This is a genomic window from Haemophilus parainfluenzae (genome assembly GCF_900450995.1).
GTDB classification, from domain to species: Bacteria; Pseudomonadota; Gammaproteobacteria; order Enterobacterales; family Pasteurellaceae; genus Haemophilus_D; species Haemophilus_D parainfluenzae_O.
Map to the genome: position 1 here is coordinate 169,147 of NZ_UGHY01000002.1, position 20,010 is coordinate 189,156.

The 20,010-nt window shown below is 36.2% G+C and carries 13 protein-coding genes and 5 pseudogenes; 2 read left to right on the forward strand and 16 right to left on the reverse strand.

The window, feature by feature from the left end:
- Positions 1–11: 11 nt before the first annotated feature.
- Positions 12–368, reverse strand: a complete 357-nt coding sequence (locus DX522_RS00905) for an IS3 family transposase (RefSeq protein WP_151197593.1) — start codon at positions 366–368, stop codon at positions 12–14.
- Between the two features lie 33 nt (positions 369–401).
- On the opposite strand from DX522_RS00905, the pseudogene purT reads away from it, so the two are divergent.
- Positions 402–527, forward strand: a pseudogene (purT, locus tag DX522_RS00910) (phosphoribosylglycinamide formyltransferase 2); the annotation flags it as partial.
- Positions 528–629: 102 nt separating this feature from the next.
- On the opposite strand, the gene DX522_RS00915 reads toward purT, so the two are convergent.
- The 4 genes and pseudogenes from DX522_RS00915 to DX522_RS00930 form a co-directional block, all read right to left on the reverse strand.
- Positions 630–1,154, reverse strand: coding sequence for an ankyrin repeat domain-containing protein (locus DX522_RS00915; RefSeq protein ID WP_115179497.1), 525 nt, complete (start codon positions 1,152–1,154; stop codon positions 630–632).
- Positions 1,155–1,352: pseudogene (locus tag DX522_RS11575) on the reverse strand (GH-E family nuclease); the annotation flags it as partial.
- A 159-nt stretch (positions 1,353–1,511) separates the two neighbouring features.
- On the reverse strand, positions 1,512–2,456 hold the full coding sequence (locus DX522_RS00925; RefSeq protein WP_115179498.1) for an immunity 49 family protein: 945 nt from the start codon (positions 2,454–2,456) through the stop codon (positions 1,512–1,514).
- Between the two features lie 17 nt (positions 2,457–2,473).
- Positions 2,474–3,484 carry a hypothetical protein gene (locus tag DX522_RS00930; protein WP_115179499.1) on the reverse strand — a complete coding sequence of 337 codons (1,011 nt, stop codon included), beginning with the start codon at positions 3,482–3,484 and terminating at the stop codon, positions 2,474–2,476.
- A gap of 24 nt (positions 3,485–3,508) precedes the next feature.
- Here DX522_RS00930 and DX522_RS12025 point away from each other — a divergent pair.
- A pseudogene (locus tag DX522_RS12025) lies at positions 3,509–3,604 on the forward strand (phosphoribosylglycinamide formyltransferase); the annotation flags it as partial.
- 515 nt (positions 3,605–4,119) lie between these two features.
- On the opposite strand, the gene DX522_RS00945 reads toward DX522_RS12025, so the two are convergent.
- The 11 genes and pseudogenes from DX522_RS00945 to DX522_RS01000 all read right to left on the reverse strand — a co-directional run bounded on the left by DX522_RS00945 (position 4,120) and on the right by DX522_RS01000 (position 19,947).
- On the reverse strand, positions 4,120–4,590 hold the full coding sequence (locus DX522_RS00945) for a hypothetical protein (RefSeq protein WP_115179500.1): 471 nt from the start codon (positions 4,588–4,590) through the stop codon (positions 4,120–4,122).
- 409 nt (positions 4,591–4,999) lie between these two features.
- Positions 5,000–5,317: a hypothetical protein gene (locus DX522_RS00950; protein WP_115179501.1), complete on the reverse strand. Its 318-nt coding sequence runs from the start codon at positions 5,315–5,317 to the stop codon at positions 5,000–5,002.
- An 835-nt stretch (positions 5,318–6,152) separates the two neighbouring features.
- Positions 6,153–8,343: pseudogene (locus DX522_RS12030) on the reverse strand (hemagglutinin repeat-containing protein); the annotation flags it as partial.
- 134 nt (positions 8,344–8,477) lie between these two features.
- Entirely contained in the window at positions 8,478–8,840 is a 363-nt protein-coding gene (locus DX522_RS00965; RefSeq protein ID WP_115179503.1) for a hypothetical protein, read from the reverse strand.
- A gap of 1 nt (position 8,841) precedes the next feature.
- Entirely contained in the window at positions 8,842–9,204 is a 363-nt protein-coding gene (locus DX522_RS11590; protein WP_262054129.1) for a hypothetical protein, read from the reverse strand.
- Positions 9,205–9,725: 521 nt separating this feature from the next.
- Complete coding sequence (locus DX522_RS00975) at positions 9,726–9,965, reverse strand: ErpY protein (RefSeq protein ID WP_115179504.1); 240 nt, start codon at positions 9,963–9,965, stop codon at positions 9,726–9,728.
- Between the two features lie 287 nt (positions 9,966–10,252).
- Positions 10,253–10,501 (reverse strand): hypothetical protein, encoded by a 249-nt coding sequence (locus DX522_RS00980; protein WP_115179505.1) that lies wholly within the window; start codon positions 10,499–10,501, stop codon positions 10,253–10,255.
- Positions 10,502–10,648: 147 nt separating this feature from the next.
- The gene (locus DX522_RS00985) at positions 10,649–10,966 is read right to left on the reverse strand and encodes a hypothetical protein (protein ID WP_129110915.1); all 318 of its coding nucleotides are present in this window, start codon (positions 10,964–10,966) and stop codon (positions 10,649–10,651) included.
- 268 nt (positions 10,967–11,234) lie between these two features.
- Entirely contained in the window at positions 11,235–11,480 is a 246-nt protein-coding gene (locus DX522_RS00990) for a hypothetical protein (protein WP_115179507.1), read from the reverse strand.
- A gap of 6 nt (positions 11,481–11,486) precedes the next feature.
- Complete coding sequence (locus tag DX522_RS00995) at positions 11,487–12,089, reverse strand: hypothetical protein (protein WP_262054130.1); 603 nt, start codon at positions 12,087–12,089, stop codon at positions 11,487–11,489.
- Positions 12,037–19,947, reverse strand: a pseudogene (locus DX522_RS01000) (hemagglutinin repeat-containing protein). Before DX522_RS01000 ends, DX522_RS00995 begins: the two are co-directional and overlap by 53 nt.
- Positions 19,948–20,010: the final 63 nt, after the last annotated feature.

The window sequence follows — 20,010 nt, forward strand, 5'->3', positions numbered from 1 at the left end:
GGACAGGTTAGTTAACTTAAATATTGAGCTCGATATTGCACCGGGCTCAATCCTTTGAAAGCAAGTTTAATTCGTTTTTGGTTGTAATACACTAAATATTCTTCAATTTCAGCCTGTAATTCAGTGATTGAATGATAAGTCCGTGAGTAAAAACACTCTGATTTTAATATTGCAAAAAAGCTTTCAATCACCGCATTATCGTAGTAATTTCCTCGGCGACTCATACTTTGAACCGCTTTACCCTCCAACATTTTCTCCCATTCCGCCGTGCTATACAATATACCTTGGTCACTATGAATAATCGGGCATTCTGTCGGTTTCCCATTCTTTGTTGTGCTAGATTGACTATCGGAATCTTTACTATACACCAATGCAGGGTTTAGGTTTAATAGTAATATTCACTTTTCAGCAAAGGCGAAGTAAACGGTCATCGCCGTTTAGGTGTGTTACTCGCTCGTGATATTTCTGTGGAAAAAGCATTGGAAAAAGTAGAACGAGCTTATGCGAAGTTGGATGTGAAATTATAAGATTTGCTTAACATAAATATCATTGAAAATACAAAAGTGCGGTCAATTTTTGAGTGGTTTTAAAACTCTTTGAAAATTGACCGCACTTTCAAACATTAAATTCTACGAATACTTTTTCATTAATTCATAAATTGGTTTTAATTGAGGCTCATTCTCTGTAGGTTTATAACTTTCAAGAATAGTTTCATCCTCATTTACTAAGTAATGCACATTTGCCCCTTTTTGAAACATAAGCTCTAAAACATCCAATCTCTCTGGGATATATCCAATCATAGATAAAGGGATTAAACTATCTTGATTCGGTAAATTAGGATTTGCTCCTGCTTTGAGCAACGCTATCGCCGCCTCAGCATTTTTACTCCGTAATGCATAATGCAAAGGAGTCATTCCATATATATCCTGAGCATTAATATCTATACCCTTATTAATTAGATAATTAATAACATCAGAGGATGGTTTATTTGAGTCAAATCCTAATAAGGCTTTATGCAACCAATTCCAACACTCTACAGGAGTTACTTCCATGATATTCCTTTCCTTATTTTGAAAAAGCTCTTCCAATAAAGTTAAATCACCAGAATCCATTGCATCTAAAATTTTTATGCCCATCTCTAACTTATTATTCATTTATTTTCCTCTTTCAAAGTTTTTCATATCACGAACAATTCGTTCAATATCATCTTTACCAGGCATCTCATTTCTATGACTTCGATTTTCAGACATATTTTCTAACCTAAATTTATTAGGTCTTGCATTTATATAATCATTAAATTGTTTTTGACTCCAATTTAATTCTTTAGCTGCAAGAGATAATCGTCTATGCTCCTATCCTGAATATTTTGTCTTAGGGTAATTATCATCTACACTTGTTTCACTATCAATCACTGAGTCTGCAAGATGCATATCTATTAAAAAGTGCAGTCAATTTTTGAGAAGTTTTAAAACTCTTTGAAAATTGACCGCACTTTTATTATCATTACCGACCTATCTACCAAACAGCGAAGCCCAAAATCCTTTTTTATTTTCAACTTTCTTTTGCTCTGCTTCTTCCATTCTTTGTTTGACATAATTTACCCAAACTTGATGAGGGGCATCAAAATCAAATGATTTCATAAACTCATAAGGAGTTTTATATTCTTCTAATGGATTTATATCAATCAATTCTTTGGGCGCTATAGGGCTATCAATACCCAAATCAAAACCGTGGATTGCTGCGATTTTGGCATACATTAAAACTTGCGGTTGCAAGTAAAAATCAAAATGTAAAAGTGTGTCTTTTGCTGCTCGTTTAGCAAGCTTAAGTTCAAGTAATTTATCTAAAGCCTCTTGCATTCCTTTTATATTTTTATCTGCTAGTGCCACATAAAATTCATGATCAGGAATGCGCTTTAAATCACTACGGTTTTTTTTCTCATCATTTAAGAACGTAAGTGCGCGTTCTTTTAATAATTGCCAATCGCCACTTAATGCCAATAAAGTGTTCGCATTAAAAAAAGGTCTGGTATCAGTTCGTTTATAGGGGACTGAAATATCCACAATTTCATCACGATGTTTAATCAGATAATCAATCAACTTTTGATTATCTGAAAGTAAGATCATGAAAAAGAAGTTAGTATTAAATCCATTATATGCCCATTGAAAATCATATTCAGACAGAATACCTAAGAAACCTGCAATAGAAGCATTTTCTTTAAATCCTGAAATATCATTTTCTAATAAATGCTTAGAGGCTAATGCACGATGAAAATCATTTAAATAATCAATTAAAGAAAAAACATTACCTGTAAAATTATCTATAGGAGCTAACGTTGAAAACAATTCTTTATAATTGAATTTAACATATTCCTCAACTCTAGCTAGAGTAAAATTCTTAGCTTCATAATAGGTTTTAGCAATCTCACTACCTAAAAACACTTTATATTTTTCCATATTTACACCTCTTACGACTAATTCTTATTAGGAATTCTAACTGGTAATAACACAACCTTACCATTTGATTTATCCACACCAGCTATAATTGTTTTAATTGATTTACCATTTTTTTCCGCATTTTTTATTGCTAACTTAGTCGGATCATTTTCAGATAATTCACGCAGAACTGCATTTATCCATTTACTAGACAATTGATTGGTACCTTTAGCTCCTTTAGAACTCACCTGAATTGCCCCATTAGTTTTTATTTGTTTACTATCAATAATGACTACTGAACCATCTTTGCCTACTAACACATGATCAAAGCCATTATTTGAGCCATATTTTCCGCCTTGTAATGGTTCATAACCTGATCGTTTTGCTAAATCATGAATTAACGACTCTGTTTTTCCGCCTTTAATATCACCATTTTTGACAATATCATCGATTAAAGCTTGCTCAGCTTTACTAGTCGCTTTTATTTCACAACTTGCTCCACAAACTTTAGTGGCATTGATAAATCCTTTATCAGTTGATACAGCGATATTATCAACTTCATTAATTACTCGATTCAAAACAGTGTGATTAACCACTCTATTTACTTGATTTTTAGTAAAATCAACCACACCGTTTTTCAGTGCACCCATTGGCTTAACTAACGCCAATCCCGCACCACTGAGAACCACTCCTCCAGTTGAAACACCTTTCATTTTGCCTTGGCGGTAACCTTGCATTTTACCCGCGAGTTTTGGATTTTCTTGAAGGGCACGCGCATAAGCCTCATCCCAATCTTTCAACGAGACCACAACATTATTATAGGTTTTCTCTGGATTTGAGATTGCTTCCCATAAAGACACAACAGTATCATCTAAATTGACAACCGCATCTGCTGTTTCCTTAACACTATCAAGTTGCCCTTGAGCTTCTGCAATCTCTAGGCCTTCTTGATATTCTTTAGCTTTATCTTCATCTCCATTGAATAAAACCTTGGCATACATTTCAATGTTTTGCTTACGCTCATCACTAGGATGAACGTCATCAGCCATGCTGTTATTCTCCACTGAATCTTTCGCTGTTTAGGTGTCTTACTCGCTCGTGATATTTCCGTAGAAAAAGCATTGGAAAAAGTAGAGCGTGCTTACGCGAAGTTGGATGTGAAATTATAAGGTTTTCTTAATATAAGCATATTTGAAAATACAAAAGCGCGGTCAATTTTTGAGAGGTTTTAAAACTCTTTGAAAATTGACTGCACTTTGTATCTAAAGATTTTAAATTATATGCTTTTCAAATGTTGAAAGGCATATAAATCTATCGCCCCAAAGCAATATATTTTGGGAAGATATTTCAATGCTCTTGTAACTTATACCCAAGGCTTAGCATACGGTTTGCAGTGTTTTTTTCGCCATTGAACACAAAGAGGTTTATCCCACATTATTGTATTTCCACAGACAGGTCCGCCCTCTAAGCACCATTCTTTTTTTCGAAGCAAAGATTTACTTTCAGATCATCACTTTCACCAATGACAAAATCCATACCACAATCTTCCATATCTTTTTTTCTTCTTACTAAGATATTTATATGCGGCTTTAGGATCTGAGCTTAAAAATAGCATGTTCTCATTATATAAACTCCAACCCAAATAAGGTAGCGCAGATTTAAATCAAACTAGTTATAAGAGCTACTATTTAAAAAATAAAATTTGTATAAGACAAACAATAATCCCTATAACAATACCTATTTTTATAGAAGGATTTCTAAGAAAATAAAAACCTTTTTCCTTTGTTGTATTTTTAAATAAATATTCATCATCAGAATGGATATATGTATCCTCTAAAGAGTTATATGTCTCCCCTTCATCTCCTCTAACTCTAGTACCATCATTTAACTTTTCAGCAATAGAAATTAGCTTTTCTATATGCTTATCATCCGTGGTATTAATGTAATATTCACCTTCAATACCTTCAGTATAAAAAATAGTAAAAGAAGGATCATTTTTATCATAATAGAATTCCAAAACTCCATTTTCATTTAACTCTTCCTTCATATTGAATTTTCTAAATAAAAACTCTCTAAACTTTTCTTTATTCATGATTAGTTTAGAAGAAATATCTTTTTTATCCGTATTAACTAAAGAAACATGATAAGCCATCATTTATCCTCTTTTTTACTGTTATTACTATTTATAATTGTAGTTGGTGCCGATATAGAAGCTCCTGCAAATGGTCGAATTGGATTATAATTAACCACGCCTTTTCCTCTCTCATAAATAATAGGGATAGACGTACTACCAAACCCAGACTCCCAACGATGGCGCGCGTTTCCTAACGCGTGCCAAAAACATCAATTTCGTTTGATTCAGATTTTCACTATTTTTATTAACAACTTCATTCAGTTTGTCTATTTTTAGTTAGATATAAGCACGTGTAAGGAGATGTGTGCTATCTGGCGGCAGATCTTGCCTTTAGAAAAGTACGGTCAATATTCAAGAGATTTTAAAATTCACTGAATATTGACCGCACTTTATATCTTTCAAATTCAAATTGTCATTTGAAAAATACTTACTATCTAATAAAAATACTAATTTCTGGATAAAAATTTATTGTTATAATCAAGTTATCAGATAACTTAAATGACAGAGAATCTCCATTTTCATCTAAATAAAGTTCTAATAGATCCTCTCTATAAAGATCAAATACAAGAATATCATTTCTGTAAAACCGAAGTCTTACAGAGTTTACAGTAATATCAAAACTCAAATTAACTTTCTCATCACCATGCTCAAACTTGAGAATCTGGATAACATCATCCATTTCACAATCGAACCCATAGATAGACATAAAATCATTACAACTTGGAATCACTAATTTAGTATTATTCATTTTAATTTCCTCCTTTGAATATTATAGTAGTAAGACGTCTAGAACCATCATTCATTATCTCAAAATGACTTTCAACTTTTCTAATCCCGAAAGGTCCTGCAATTATACCTTCTATAGCTTCAAACCTTTGATATTTCCCATCTGCATTTTTAGAATATGTATTTATTACACTATTTCTAATTGATAAGGCCTCATTTAACGATTTATTTATTATTTCTCTTCCATTTTTATCATTATAAATCCCTATTGAAGCTAATTGTTGTTGATTTTGTAATGCTCTAGGTGTGTTATGAGGAGCACTCTTAACGTTTCCAAATAAATAATTATATTTTTTATTATCTATTATCAACTTTGGTGCTACAACATAACGTTCATTTTGAGTTACTTTATTGTTTAACTCACTATTAAACTTAGCATTTTTCACTCCTAGATTTGCTACGTCTTTCGAATAATCTTTATTCTCACTATGTACGCTTGTTGCCTTAGGTTTATTTGGTTTCCCTCCCGAAACAGCATTCTCTGCTTGGAAAAATCTCATCACCTTAACAGCCAAAGCAATATGTTTTTCCACATCACTCTTACTGTTTTCTATAGCCTCAAGCGTTTTACTATTTTCTGATTGAACAAGCATATCAACACGTGAACGCTGATCTGCCGGGATTTTCGATAAGATACTACCTATCGCAATAGCCTGCTCTTCTGAAAAATCATTTGCAGCCATTAATAAACTTGGCACTACTTGTCGGCATGCTGCATCACAATCTGCAAGTAACTTATCTCGTTGCTTTTGGCTTAAATGTTCTAAATCACGGAGAACAACTTCAATATCTTCACCATTCAACAAACGTTGATAAGCACTATGAATATCGCCTTGAGTAAGCGCATTATTCTCCACCGCATCTTTCGCTGTTTTAGCTGCAATAATTGCCCCATCAGAGCTATCTGATAAAGTACCACCAGCAATACCTGCTGCTACCTGGCTTAAAGAAGATACCGTACGTTTTTCTTCTTCGCTGAGCTTTTCAGGTGATTTATTGTAAAGTGTCGAGGCAAGGAAATGAGCAGCCACCTCTCCGCCTGCTGCCCCTGCCGCACCAGCAGCAACATTACGGTTGCCCGCATAAGCCTCTACCGCGCCCCAAAGTGCATGAGCAGTCAAATTGAGCGCGGTATTCACATTGCCTTTTGCATCTGTTGTCGCTTTCTTAATTTGATTATTCACCGCAGGTGATAATCCTGAAGCCACCACTTCTGCTGCCGGTCTGCCGGCTAAAGCGGTGCTGATAACATTTAATGCTGAATCAATGACAAGACGTTGATTTCCACCTGTTTCCCATTCTTTGGCTTCGCGACTCGCTGTCTCAAAATTATCTCGTGCTTGTTTGACTAAAGCTTGGTTAATTTCGTTGTTGTTTTATGCCTTGGCTTTTTCTGCTTCTTCTAACGCAATTGCGGCTTCATTACGTTTCGCTTTCGCTTCTTCGCCAAATTTATTAGCAAGCAAACTTCCTGCTTCCGCGACATTTGGTCCAAATTTCTCTGTCACCTCACGTTGGAAATCAAGCTCTTTTTGAACATCATCTTTATTAAAACGATTCTCTAATTTGCCACTTTGACTTGGTGCACTCTCTGTAGTGATATCTGTTTTTATCGCAGCAATTTCTTCTTGTACCGTTTTGCCTGTACGTTTTAATTGCTCAGCTTCATCTTTAATAATGATATTTTGTGTATTAATACCACTTTTTGTTGTGCTAGATTGGCTATCGGAATCTTTACCATAGCCCATGCCATAAGAGAATTGGAGAGACTCCTTGCCTTCAGCCAATTTCTTAGTGTTCTCTTGTCCATCCACTCCTTTAGAATTAACGGTTGTATTGCCATTTTTATCGGTATAAAGCAGATTACCATCTTTATCCGTGGCTTGTTTTGTACTTTGAGCTACACTATTTTCACCAAATGGTGTTTTAAAGTTAGCTGACACACTGCCACTTACACCAAAACTGCTGCCACTATAATTTGAGTGATTTTCAATATCTGAATGAGTAATGCTGCCAGTGCTAAAATGGTTTTTACCATCTGCTTCTGCCTTTTGTGTAGAAGTAATCAATGCACCTTTAAGATCGGTATGCTTATTAACATTAATATCATAACCTTCATCTCCAGCATAAATTCCAGCTTGTTCATTCACGCTTGCATGATCAGCATTGATTTTTGATTTATTGAAACCACCACCTGCGGCAAAACCATAGCCTACTGTCACACTACCACTTGCATTCATTTGTTTACCATGGTAGCGAGATTTATCTTGCAAACTTTCGATATTCAGGTTTTCCGCATCTAATTCGACACCTTTACCTTTACCTTTAACTTGACTGCCCGCAAGAGTGACATCACCACCTGCATTAATCACGGTTTTACTTTGACTATCACCTACATGGCTAGCGATATAAGTAGTTTCATCACCATTACCGTAACCTTTTCCGTAATTACCGCTGAAAGTAGCCCAGCAGCTACACCACTGCCAACTTTAATAGCAACTCCTGCATTAAAACCACTCGATTTATTGGTGTTGCGCTCTTTGTGCGTTTGTTCGGCTGCCGTGATGTTGATGTCGTTCTCTGCCCCAAGAAGGTTCCTTGTTTACCGGACACATCCGAACCGTTAATGGTGATGTTGGATGCTTTGCCTGCCCCTGTAGCAACAATATTTACTTTGTCTCCGGCATTCACTTGAGATTTGGCCGCGGTTTTTCCTTCAGTATGCATACGTGATTCGCTCTTTTGTTGGCCGTAAGTTATTTGTAGTCCCACGACGGAATCCATATTTCTATTTTTCATCGCCTCTTGTCTGGCTCGATAGGCATCCATCGCCGAGTTCGTCGCCGCCATGGCGTTGACTCGGTCATTTTTGCTTTGACCGACGCGCTCAACGGATTTCATCGTCCCTTGCACGTCTTGTAAAGCAGACAGTATCGGAGAAGTAACGGCAAGGGTTACCCCTTTTTGCTCAAAGGTTTGTTTGGTGTGTAAATGCTTGAGTCTTCAGCTAAGTCATAATTGTGCCTGTGGCAGCAGATCTTGCCTTTAGAAAAGTGCGGTCAATATTCAAGAGATTTTAAAATTCACTGAATATTGACCGCACTTTTAAGCACCTTTGTTAATTACTGCCAAGGTTTAACATCAGGTCTGCTGTGTTTTCTTCGCCATTGGATACATATTGGACTATCCCACATTGTTTTTTCTTCACAGATCGGCCCACCTTCTAGATACCAACCTTTTTTCTCTAAACAAAGATTGACCTCCGGATTATCACTTTCACCAATGACAAAATCCATACCGCAATCCTTCATATCTTTTTTTCTTCTAGCAAGATATTTAGTTAAAACATCAGGATCTGAGTTCGGAAATAATGCTGTCTCATTATGTAGCTGCCAATGATCATGTGGTGGAAGTGGTTGAAACCATCCACTACAGCTTGTAAGCAATAAGATTGAGGGTATTAAGAATAAAAATCTTATTTTCATTTTATTTCTCCTTCTCTTTATTTAATTCAAAAATAGTTCTTTCATTACCCATTTTAAGATCTCTCTTCGTTCGATATCCATCAATAACGCATTGTCGTTGCCCTAAGCCATGGCAATTATGTACGGATAAACGTTCATCACTAAACATATCTACTGTTCGCTGTAACCAGCTTTTATTCAGATTATTTTCAGATGTTGTTGCAGGGTTTCCTCCCAATAAAATCGGCATACTACCTACTGGGTCACTAGTATGATTCTCAATCCGAATTGAACCATCTGAAGTGGTTCTTTCTTTACCCGTTTGCAATTGACTTAAATAGCCATCCGCTCTTGTTACATCTTCCGTGATAGTCTGCGTGAGCATGTTTAATACCGGTGCCAACCTCAACTCGAGCTATCGTGCCGGTGCTAAGGTCACTAATTGCCTGATAACCCTGTAAGGCAAGCACCGCGCTGGCGAGCGTCATCATAGGGGATAATAAAAAGTGCGGTTCAATTTTTACGCGTTTGATAAAACACTGCAAAATCTTACCGCACTTTGACGACGCTTAATGTTTATGTTTTGCACGCTATTCGCAAACAAAAACATAAGTGTTTTTTTCCTCCCACTCGACTTTACTATCTAACCCCAAATTCCTTTTCCTTTTTTCTTAAGCATTTGATTAATTCCAGGTTCGATTTTTCTCTTTCCTCTTCAGTATTTTCCGGTAAATATTTTGTTTCTTCATAACAAATATCCCGTATTTTTTTCTTCATCAGATAATTTAGTTGGAATGTTACCATTCCACCATCTGACAAGATAAGAATCTTGCTCTAAGCCGCAACCGGATAAAGTAAGAATATATATAATAGAGAGTGTAAGTTTTTTCATAAAAGAAATCATTATTAATACCTTTTTTCTTTCATACAGCTATCTACATATTCCATACGATCATAGTATCCTTCTTTTTCGTTAGGATATATTTCATAAGCCTTATCAAGACATTTTTTAATTGCACTCATCTTAGATTCGGAAGGACGAATACCATCATTCCAAAACCTAACCATGGGATCATTGACATCTGAAATACAAGAAGTCAGTAATATAAATAAAGGTATTAATATTTTTTTCATTTTCTTACTCATTATTTTATTGCTTGAGGCTTAACTTCAATTGGTAAAGACGGATTTGGATTATTTTTTGTTGGTTGCCACTTTTCCTTAAACTCTTCCCCCACGATGGCGCAAGCGTCTTCGCTTGTGCCTATTAACTAAAAGTGCGGTCACAAAATCCAAAGAATTTTGAACATTGGTTCTCCCAACATTTATGGGTAAAATTCGCAATGTTTTTATTAAACAGCACCAGCGTGGACGCTGGCGCTATCATTGGGGAATTTAATTTTGTTAGCATATTTCTTGAAATATCATCTATACTACCAGTATCCTTCTTGTTCCATGCAAGCTCTTGTATATGGAACTCTTTTCGAGCCATCAGGATCTATTGATTGAGGATACATTTCTTCAGATTTACGTATACATAGACTATATGCCTCCATTTCATTTTGAGATGGCATTACTCCGTTATTCCAAAATCTTTCAATGGGGTCATCAAATAACACTCCACAGCCAGATAAATAAAATATTAAAGGTAAAATAAAAATAACATAAAATATTTTATGCATTTATCCTCCTATTTAGGCTTAACTATTTGGGGTAGTGATGGATTATCATTTTCGTTTATAGGAACCCATTTCTTATTAAATTCTGCACTATATTTATTGGTAACTTTATTATCTTCAGATAACGACTATTCCCTTATCATTGATATACTAACCTTGTTCATTTATTAAGTGTGGATTAGGAACTTCCGCAAAATAACTACTGTGAGAATAAGTAAACCAAGTATTTTCCACTCCGCCTATCGGTTCATTACCTCCTACAATATATTTACTACGCAAACCAATTAATGGTGTTCTTCCCACAAAGTCGGTGTAATGCACTGCGGATTTTACTGTGCCGTTACTTGTTTTCTCTTGGTTATTTTTATCTAAATAGCGATAGCTTCCGTTAACATGTGCAAGTTGATTGGCGTAATCCTGCACATTCGTCCCCACGATGGCGCAAGCGTCCTCGCTTGTGCCTATCAACTAAAAGTGCGGTCACAAAATCCAAAGGATTTTGAACATTGGATCTCCCAACGTTTACGGGTAAAATTCGCAATGTTTTTATTAAACAGCACCAGCGTGGACGCTGGCGCTATCATTGGGGATAATAAAAAGTGCGGCTCAATTTTTACACGTTTGATAAAACACTGCAAAATCTTACCGCACTTTGACGACGCTTAACGTTTATGTTTTGCCCGCTATTCGCAAACAAAAACATAAGTGTTTTTTTCCTCCTACTCAACTTTGCTATCTAATCCCAAAATCCCTTTTCGTGTAAGCAGTTATTTAATTCCATGTCCGCTTTTTCCTTTTCTTCTTTAGTGTTTTCCGGTAAATATTTTGTTTCTTCAAAACAAATATCCCATATTTTTTCTTTTTTATCAGATAATTTAGTTGGAATGTTACCATTCCACCATCTGACAAGATAAGAATCTTGCTCTAAGCCGCAACCGGATAAAGTAAGAATATATATAATAGTTAATATGATTTTTTTCATAATTAATTACTCCGGTGTTACTATTTTAGGTAATGATGGATTTAAATTATTTTTTGTGGGTTGCCATTTATCATTAAACTCCTTGCGATATTCGTTGGCTACTTTATTTTTTTCTTCAACTTTATAACCTTTTTCATCAATATAGTCTCCTTTTTCATTGATAAGATCTTTATTAGGCACTTCCGCAAAATAACTACTATGTGAATAAGTAAACCAAGTATTTTCTACCCCTCCTGTCGGTTCATTACCGCCTACAATATATTTACTACGCAAACCAATTAATGGTGTTCTTCCCACAAAGTCGGTGTAATGCACTGCAGATTTTACTGTGCCGTTACTTGTTTTCTCTTGGTTATTTTTATCTAAATAGCGATAGCTTCCGTTAACATGTGCAAGTTGATTGGCGTAATCCTGCACATGTGTTGCCGTACCATAAAAACGCGATTCTCGAATCGGAATATTGGTTAAACCGTTTCTATTGGCATATTGTAACGCCACACTTGCTGTTAGACCGCCTCGGCTGTGATTACTAAGATCAATTTGATACTTGTTGTCTTTAGCATATTGGTAAAGTTTCACATTCGCTTTTTCTGCTGTCGTTAACGGCAATCTTCCCCCCCAATAAATCATTGGTTTTATCGTAGGCAGCATAAAGCAATTCCGAAATCAGGTTACTTGTAGGTCGGTTATAAACCACTGCAACACCTTCTTTATTAGTTTCCCATTTGTTCTGTTTTATCGCATTTTTTAATGCGTCATTTAAAGGATTCATAATACCGTTATTAGAAATGGTAATAACATTATTTGAATCACTTGGCTTCAATTCGGTAATATCAAAAATTTGACGTTTATTTCCTATTTCTGCCTTACCTTTTTCTGTCGGACGTTTTGACCCATCCTTATTGAAATTAGAGCAATACAGTGAATCTTGTTTACAAGTTGTTAACCAAATTTGTTCAGGTGCGGTAGCGGCTCTGACAACAGGGTCTGAAGCAACAGCTGTTCCGACGTATTTTGTTGCATCAGCATTGCCCCAACCTTGTAAACCTCCAAGTGCCAAATCTACATAAAAAGCAACTTTCTCAAGTTTATTTGCACTATTATCTAATGCCAGAGATTCATCAGTGTTATAGCCTGTTTTACCGTCTTCTCCGCGAGTATTTCTACGGATTTCAACGGCTTCAGCTCGTTTCTTATCTGCGATATTATACAGTTCTTTCTTAATATCTTGGCGGGTTCGGTCAAATTCTTGAGTCACATTTCTTTGTAAATCAATTTCTCTTTGAACCTCATCTTTATTAAAACGGTTCTCTAATTTACCACTTTGACTTTGAGCACTATCAAGCGTGATATCTGTTTTTATAGCAGAAATAGTTTCATTAACCGTTTTCCCGGTGAGAGACTCTTGTGTACTGGTATTACGAATTTCAATATTCTTTGTATTAATACCACTTTTTGTTGTGCTCGATTGGCTATCCTTGTCATAACCAAATCCAACGCTATGTGTTATTTCTACAGAATCCCATCCAGCTGCTAAAATTGGATTATCCGTTTTTACTGTAGTTTCTTTACCGTTCGCATCTCTATACAAAGGCTGGCCTTCCGCATTTTTAGCCTGAACGCCACTTTGTGCTTGACCATCTTTACCAAATGGTGTTTCAAAATTAGCCGATACACTACCACTCACACCAAAACTGCTGCCACTATGGTTTGAGTGATTCTCAATATCTGAATGAGTAAGGCTGCCAGTGCTAAAATGGTTTTTGCCATCCTCTTCTGCCTTTTGTGTAGAGGTAATCAATGCACCTTTAAGATCGGTATGCTTATTAACATTAATATCATAACCTTCATCTCCGGCATAAATTCCTGCCTGTTCATTCACACTCGCATGATCAGCATTGATTTTAGATTTATTGAAACTACCACCTGCGGCAAAACCATAGCCTACTGTCACACTACCACTTACATTCATTTGTTTACCATGGTAGCTAGATTTATCTTGCAAACTCTCGATATTCAAGTTTTCAGCATTAAGTTCTACTCGTTTGCCTTTTACTTGGCTACCAATAATATTGGCATCACCACCGGCTTGAATCACTGTTTTACTTTGGCTATCTCCCACATGACTAGCAACATAAGAGGTTTCATCACCATTACCGTAACCTTTTCCGTAATTACCGCCTACAGTAATACCTGCCGCTACGCCATTGCTGACTTTAACAGCAACACCAGCATTAAAACCACTTGACTTGTTGGTGCTACGCTCTTGATGGTTTTGTTCTGTGGCTTTGATATTTACTTGATTATCTGCAATCAATCTAGTGCCTTGTTTACCAGAAATATCCGAACCTTCAATATTAATGTTGGAATCCTTTCCTGCGCCTGTCGCCATAATATTCACTTTGCCGCCAGCATTAACTTGGGATTTATAGGCTGTTTTTCCTTCAGTATGCGTGCGAGATTCATTTTTTTGTTGGCCATAAGTTATTTGTACACCAATCACAGAATCTACATTTCCTGTGTCACTCATAAATTTTCCGACATCATTTGCAGCTTGTCCGACAGATTGAGCTGCCCGATAAGCATCAAAACCAGCATTAGCTGCTGCCATAGCATTCACACGACCATGCTTACTTGCACCTACTTGTCTAGTTGATTGCACTGCGCCTTGTACTGCTTGAACAGCAGAAATAACAGGAGAGGTAATAGCAATAGTTAAACCTTTTTGCTCAAATTTTTGTTTGGTATTGGTTTCATATTTATCATCTGCAGCTTTAATATCGACTTTTTTCGCCAGAATATTCACATCGCCGTCTTTGATTGCACTCACCTTACTAGCGGTTTGAGTATAAGTGTTTTCTGCAATCATCGTCGTATTGCCGTTTAAGCTGCCCACTTGGCTACCTTGTGCATAAAGCTTAGTCTGATCACTTTCCGTGGTTTGTTTTTGAGAACCAAAGGTTACTCCAATACCACCTCCCAACATGCCTGATTTTTTCTTACTATAATAATCATCAGAATAAACTCGGTTCTCAGCTTCGCGAATATCAATATTATTTGCTTTAATAACCAATCCATTTTCAGCTACAGCATTTGCCCCCTGAATATCGACATTACCATTATTCGAATGAATATAAATTTTATCTGCATCTAAGGTTGAGCCTTGAGCAATATCATAATTGTGATTATGGCGACGAGTTTCTCCTTTTGATTGGAATACACCACGTTTAGTCCATTTCGTCGCCTCCGACAAACTTTCTTGTTGGCGACTTTCACGAATATTAATATCTCCCTCTGAAAGCACGCTCATTGTGCCATTACTTACCGAAGAAACTCCGCTCATTTCAACAGAATTTTTACCCACAAAACGAGCATCGCCTTCAATATTAAACTCCGAACCAACTTCATTACGCTGTTCAAGTTTATAGTAATTATTGCTGTTTTTAATATAGTGCTGCTTATTTTCAGTTTCTACTGTACCAAGAGAAAGCTTGTTATTTGCGTGGAAATTTGCTTGACCTTTTACATCAACTTTCGCTCCTTTAAAAGTCATATCCTCTTTAGCGTGAAGTGATACTTGACCTTGATTATTTTTATCTCCTACATTAATAGAAGCCACTCTATTGATCGATTTATGTTTAAAACGATCATTATCTGCCGTTTCAGAAAGTGAGCTTTCAATATTAATAGTTTTTGCAATACCAACAAGATTATCCGTCGCATTTAATGCACCACCTAAATTATTAATGCGATTTTTTGCGAGCATATATAAATCTCGTCCCTGAAGTGTACCTCCAGTGTTTTCAATATTATTTGCACTCAAATGTGTTAAATTACGTCCAGAAATCACACCACTATTTTTTACGTCACCTTGCGTATCAATAATAACGTCATTTGCTGAAATCACAGCTCCTCTGCTATCAATATCTGCATTACGACCGACAACATAAACCTGTGGTGCAAGTACTTCTGTTTTCGTACCATCTTTTAACGTAACTTCACGTTTCACCATCCATACCATGTCTGAAGTGAGCTGTTTCATCTGCTCAGCCGTCAATGCTACACCAGGAATTAAATTAAGTTTCGTTGCATATTGCGCACCATTATCCATCAAGGCTTTATACTGTTCATAATCTGACGAATACCCCTGAAGGAAACGTCTGCCAGTAAGTTGATTAATTTGTTCATTAACTAAACGTTGTTCATAGAAACCATCCCCTAAACGTTTCAGAATATTTTTCGGGTCGTTATGAATCTGTTTAAACATATAGTCACTGCTAAGCCATTTTGATCTCTGTGTAAAACGCGGATCTGTTTCAACTAAAAACTGTCTAGATGCTGCAGGATTGATTTTATAAAGGCTTGCTTGCGGTAAATTAATATTAGGTAAATGAGTTTTAATACCAAGATCATCTTTGTTTTTAACCACACCAGAAGTTATCGAATCTAGATTCACACGATGCGCATTCAAATCCGTGTTTAAAGGTGTTTTTTCAGCTACAGAAACACCTTGGAAATCAGATTTGCCATCAACACTTACCCCTGTTTTTTCGACTGGTTCAGCAATTGTCAATAATTTCAAACCAAAACTAAAATCTTGGGTTGGATGAACATCAGTAAAATCACTATAATTATGATAGTGATGATGCCCCTTTCTACCGCGTTTACGTCTCACTTTATATTCTTGAACAAATTGACCTTCATCAGTGATATCAATCGTACCGTGTATATCATCATTATCTAATTTAGAAATTGCGCCACTTAAACGTTCATTTGTTGATTGAGTAAAGACCTTATCGTCGAGTAATAATTTTTGCCCTACAAAAATTTGACTTTGTTTATTATTCAGATCTTCACCTGAAAGGTGTAATTCTCCACCAATTAATATTTTTGCTGGATCCTGATGTTCTATTGTTGAAGTAGTAGTTGTTCTCGTATAGCGCCATTCTTTCCAACCAAATCCTTCTATACGTGTTCCATTGTTTAATTGGAAATATGAATTTGGATTACGACTACCATTATTCAGGTTATAATAGCCGTCAACACCACCTCGATAACGATGTGAATCACTTCCTAATGAATATTCATTAATCTGTTCTTTTTCTACTTTTTTACCTAATTTTAAGTGTAAATCTTGGTTTAAAAGATGATGTGTCTTAATCCAACCACTTCCTAAAGCTTCAATGGTCGCACTACCGTTATCAATGCTATTTGCATAACCAGTTGCTTGATTATTTTCATTTAACTGTCCACCAATATAGATATTACCTAAACTCATAATAAGTGAATGGTTACGGTTTACTAAATTACCGACACCTAAATCAAGTCTCTCACGAGCAGCAATAGTGGCTGCAGTTCCATCAGCATTCTCAAGATTATTTAAATTGTTTGCTTGAATTGCAAGGTGCCCTCCATAAATACGTGCCGTACCAATGTTATTTACATCATTGGCTTTAATCACTGTGGTATCGCCATCAATTAAGCCAAAGTTATTTAGCTTATTAGTTTGAATATGTGTATTTATTGAAGAAATTTCTGCATTAGCATTATTTTGAATAGTAGATCCTTCAACTGATGCTGAATTACCTACCACAAGGTTGGAGTTATTAACAAAATCACCTTTTGTTTTAAAAGTAAGATTATTGCCTACACCAAAGGTTTTATTTAGGGTAAAGCTATCATTTAACTCAATGCCTAAATCACCTTTTGTTCTAATCGAACCTTCATCCACTAATGTTTTGGCTTGTAATGTTGTGCCAATCACAGATTCAATTTTTCCTAGTGCATTATTTACAACTAAGGTCAAATTTGGATTTACAATATCAACTCGACCAGCCGATAAAATCTCACCTTTTTGATTATCAAGAGATTGATTAATTGTAAGATTTGCTGATTTTCCTACATAAATGCCGCCAGATTGGTTTTCAATATGATCCGCATTCATTACTAAATTAGCTGTTTGAATACCTTGGGTAGGAGTATCTTGTTTAGATTTTGTATTTTTATTATTTACATTTGTGACATTCAACACCAAACGATTTGTTGCACTGACTAAAGAACCTTTATCATCTTCAGCTTGGTTATCAAGTGCGGTAAAATTTAATGTTGAATTTGCACTTTGAATAATTCCACCTTTGTTATTTAAATCTGTACCATATAATGTTAAATCCTGAGCTGAAATTACACCTTGTGCATTATTTATTGCAGCAGAAGAAATCGATGCTGTTTTCGCTGAAATATCACCTTGTGTATTATTCAAATTTGGGGTTTGAATCGCTAAATCAGACTCTCCCTGAATCACCCCTTTAAGGTTATTTAAATCATTTGCAAGCAATGTCGCACGAGAAACCGATGAAATAATGCCATCTTGATTGTGTAAATTCTCTGTTTTTAACGATAATTGACCCTGGCTATAAACAATACCATGTTGATTATTAAATTGATTGACTGATAAATCCGCACGATTTCCAGCAATCAGTTTTCCATCTTCATTATTAACTTGCTGCGCAGTCAATAAAACTTGTCCACCTAACATTTCACCTTTCTGGTTATTTAATGTTGAGGTACTAATATCAAGGCTATTTTTCCCAAATAAATAACCAAATTGAGATTCAATATGTCCCGCATTCGTATTAAGTTTCACACCTTGGTTTGACCAAATCACACCTTGATTGTTTTGAATTAACGGACTTTGAATAGAGATCAAACCTTCAGCAGCAATCTTCCCTTCAGTATTATCTAACCCTTTTTTCAAATTCAATGAAAAGGCTTCTTTACCACGTTGAATCCAGCTACTCTTCTTATTATTAAGTTGTGCAGTATCTATCACAAAATGCCCTGCATTTAGGTTAGCATTCTCCGCTAGAATAGCGTTTGGACTGATTAATGTGGTATCCCCCTCACTGTATAATGTTGCTTGCTTCAAATTTAAAGGTGAGTAAGTAGATTGGAAAGCAATACTATCAGCTGTTGATTGACTTTCAGATAAATCAAGGGTATCTGCTTTAGCATTAATTTGACCACTCGCTCGATGCTTAGCTTTAGATGAAATAGACTTTTCAGCTGAGAGTGTAATACTAGCACCTTGGGCACTTTGACTATCTAATGAACGAGTCTCACCTTGTGTAGTTTCTTGAGCAGTTACACCTGCGGCAATTAATGCACCTTTACTAGCCTCAATATTCTTCGCTTGGTAAGCAACATTACCCTTCACTACAGTTTCACCTGTTTGAGTGAGATTATCCTTAGCTTGAACTGAGATCCCACCCTGACGCGAAACAATCGAACCATGTTGTGCCACATTAGCTTGAGAGCGTAATGAAACATTACCTTGCTTAGTTTCAATTTTACCTGTATTTTCAATGGATTTTTTGGCGTTAATATCGGCTTGTTGCGTTGAGCTGATAGTGCCAGTATTGATAACTTTTCCTTGGCTATCAATCTTCACATCACCTGCAGCAGCACCAATATGCCCCGCATTACGTACACCAAGCCCCTAACCATTGTCCACTAAATGAATTTTCTCTGCATACATTCCACCTAACTGACCCACATCTACACTGTAAACTTGAGCTTGGTCATTTGTGCTCTCTAAAGTGCGGTCCGTTTCATTCGTATTTTTATCACCAACATAAACCACTGAATCATTGGTACGGTCAACTTTGTTTTTACCTGTGGTAACCTTAACTTTATTACCCCACACACCACCTTTGATTTCAGCCTTATCTGCAATAATATCGGTGTAATCGGCTTTAGAGGTATCCATCCCCTTTTGACCTACAGAGACCTTACCTCCCTGTACGCGATAGCCTTTCAACTCGCCATTTTCTACTTCTGCTTTACCGGTTGTTAGCGTGGTACGTCCAGCATTAATCACACCGCAGCCATCACATTGGATACCACTTGGGTTAGCAATGACGACATCTGCTTTTTTACCAGCCACTTCTACATAACCTTTTAAACGGCTTGGGTTAGCAGAGTTTACCTCGTTAAGAATGACTTTCGCTTCACCGCGAGCAAGATTCGGGTTACCTTGCACCCAGCCCGCCATTTACGTTTGTGCCGCTTTACGAGCATTGTTTAACACAGCGCCTTTTTCTGCCACATCAAATTGTGAATATTGGTTACGTGATACCCCTCCTGCACTTGGTGTTTGAATATTTACTTGCGGTAAACCATTCGCTGTTTGAAGCACCGTCGGTTGTTGATTACCTGGTGCTGATTTATCGGCTCGAATGGCCATATCTTCAGCTTGAACTGAAGGTGAAAGGAACACAAAGCCTAATGCCAGCATTAAGCTAAAATGGATAGGGTTGAGAGAGAGTGCGGTTGAAAACAACCCTGTTTTTTCTTGTTCTGAGCTCACATTTTCACTTTGTGCTTTACCTTGAGATTTTGCCAACTCAGATACCACCACTAGCTGGTTTAATATACGGCTAAAAATCACTTTATAATGACGTTTATTCATTTTTTAATTTCCTTTAAGCTTTAAATCTAAAATCTTGTTTAGTTTTAATTCATTCACTAATCT

Coding starts and splice junctions, on each gene's coding strand:
- DX522_RS00965 (WP_115179503.1), bottom strand. CDS start 8,840: ATGAAAATAAGATTTTTATTCTTAATACCCTCAATCTTATTGCTTACA.
- DX522_RS00975 (WP_115179504.1), bottom strand. CDS start 9,965: ATGAGTAAGAAAATGAAAAAAATATTAATACCTTTATTTATATTACTG.
- DX522_RS00930 (WP_115179499.1), bottom strand. CDS start 3,484: ATGGCTGATGACGTTCATCCTAGTGATGAGCGTAAGCAAAACATTGAA.
- DX522_RS00925 (WP_115179498.1), bottom strand. CDS start 2,456: ATGGAAAAATATAAAGTGTTTTTAGGTAGTGAGATTGCTAAAACCTAT.
- DX522_RS00950 (WP_115179501.1), bottom strand. CDS start 5,317: ATGAATAATACTAAATTAGTGATTCCAAGTTGTAATGATTTTATGTCT.
- DX522_RS00990 (WP_115179507.1), bottom strand. CDS start 11,480: ATGAAAAAAATCATATTAACTATTATATATATTCTTACTTTATCCGGT.
- DX522_RS00945 (WP_115179500.1), bottom strand. CDS start 4,590: ATGATGGCTTATCATGTTTCTTTAGTTAATACGGATAAAAAAGATATT.
- DX522_RS11590 (WP_262054129.1), bottom strand. CDS start 9,204: ATGCTCACGCAGACTATCACGGAAGATGTAACAAGAGCGGATGGCTAT.
- DX522_RS00980 (WP_115179505.1), bottom strand. CDS start 10,501: ATGCATAAAATATTTTATGTTATTTTTATTTTACCTTTAATATTTTAT.
- DX522_RS00915 (WP_115179497.1), bottom strand. CDS start 1,154: ATGAATAATAAGTTAGAGATGGGCATAAAAATTTTAGATGCAATGGAT.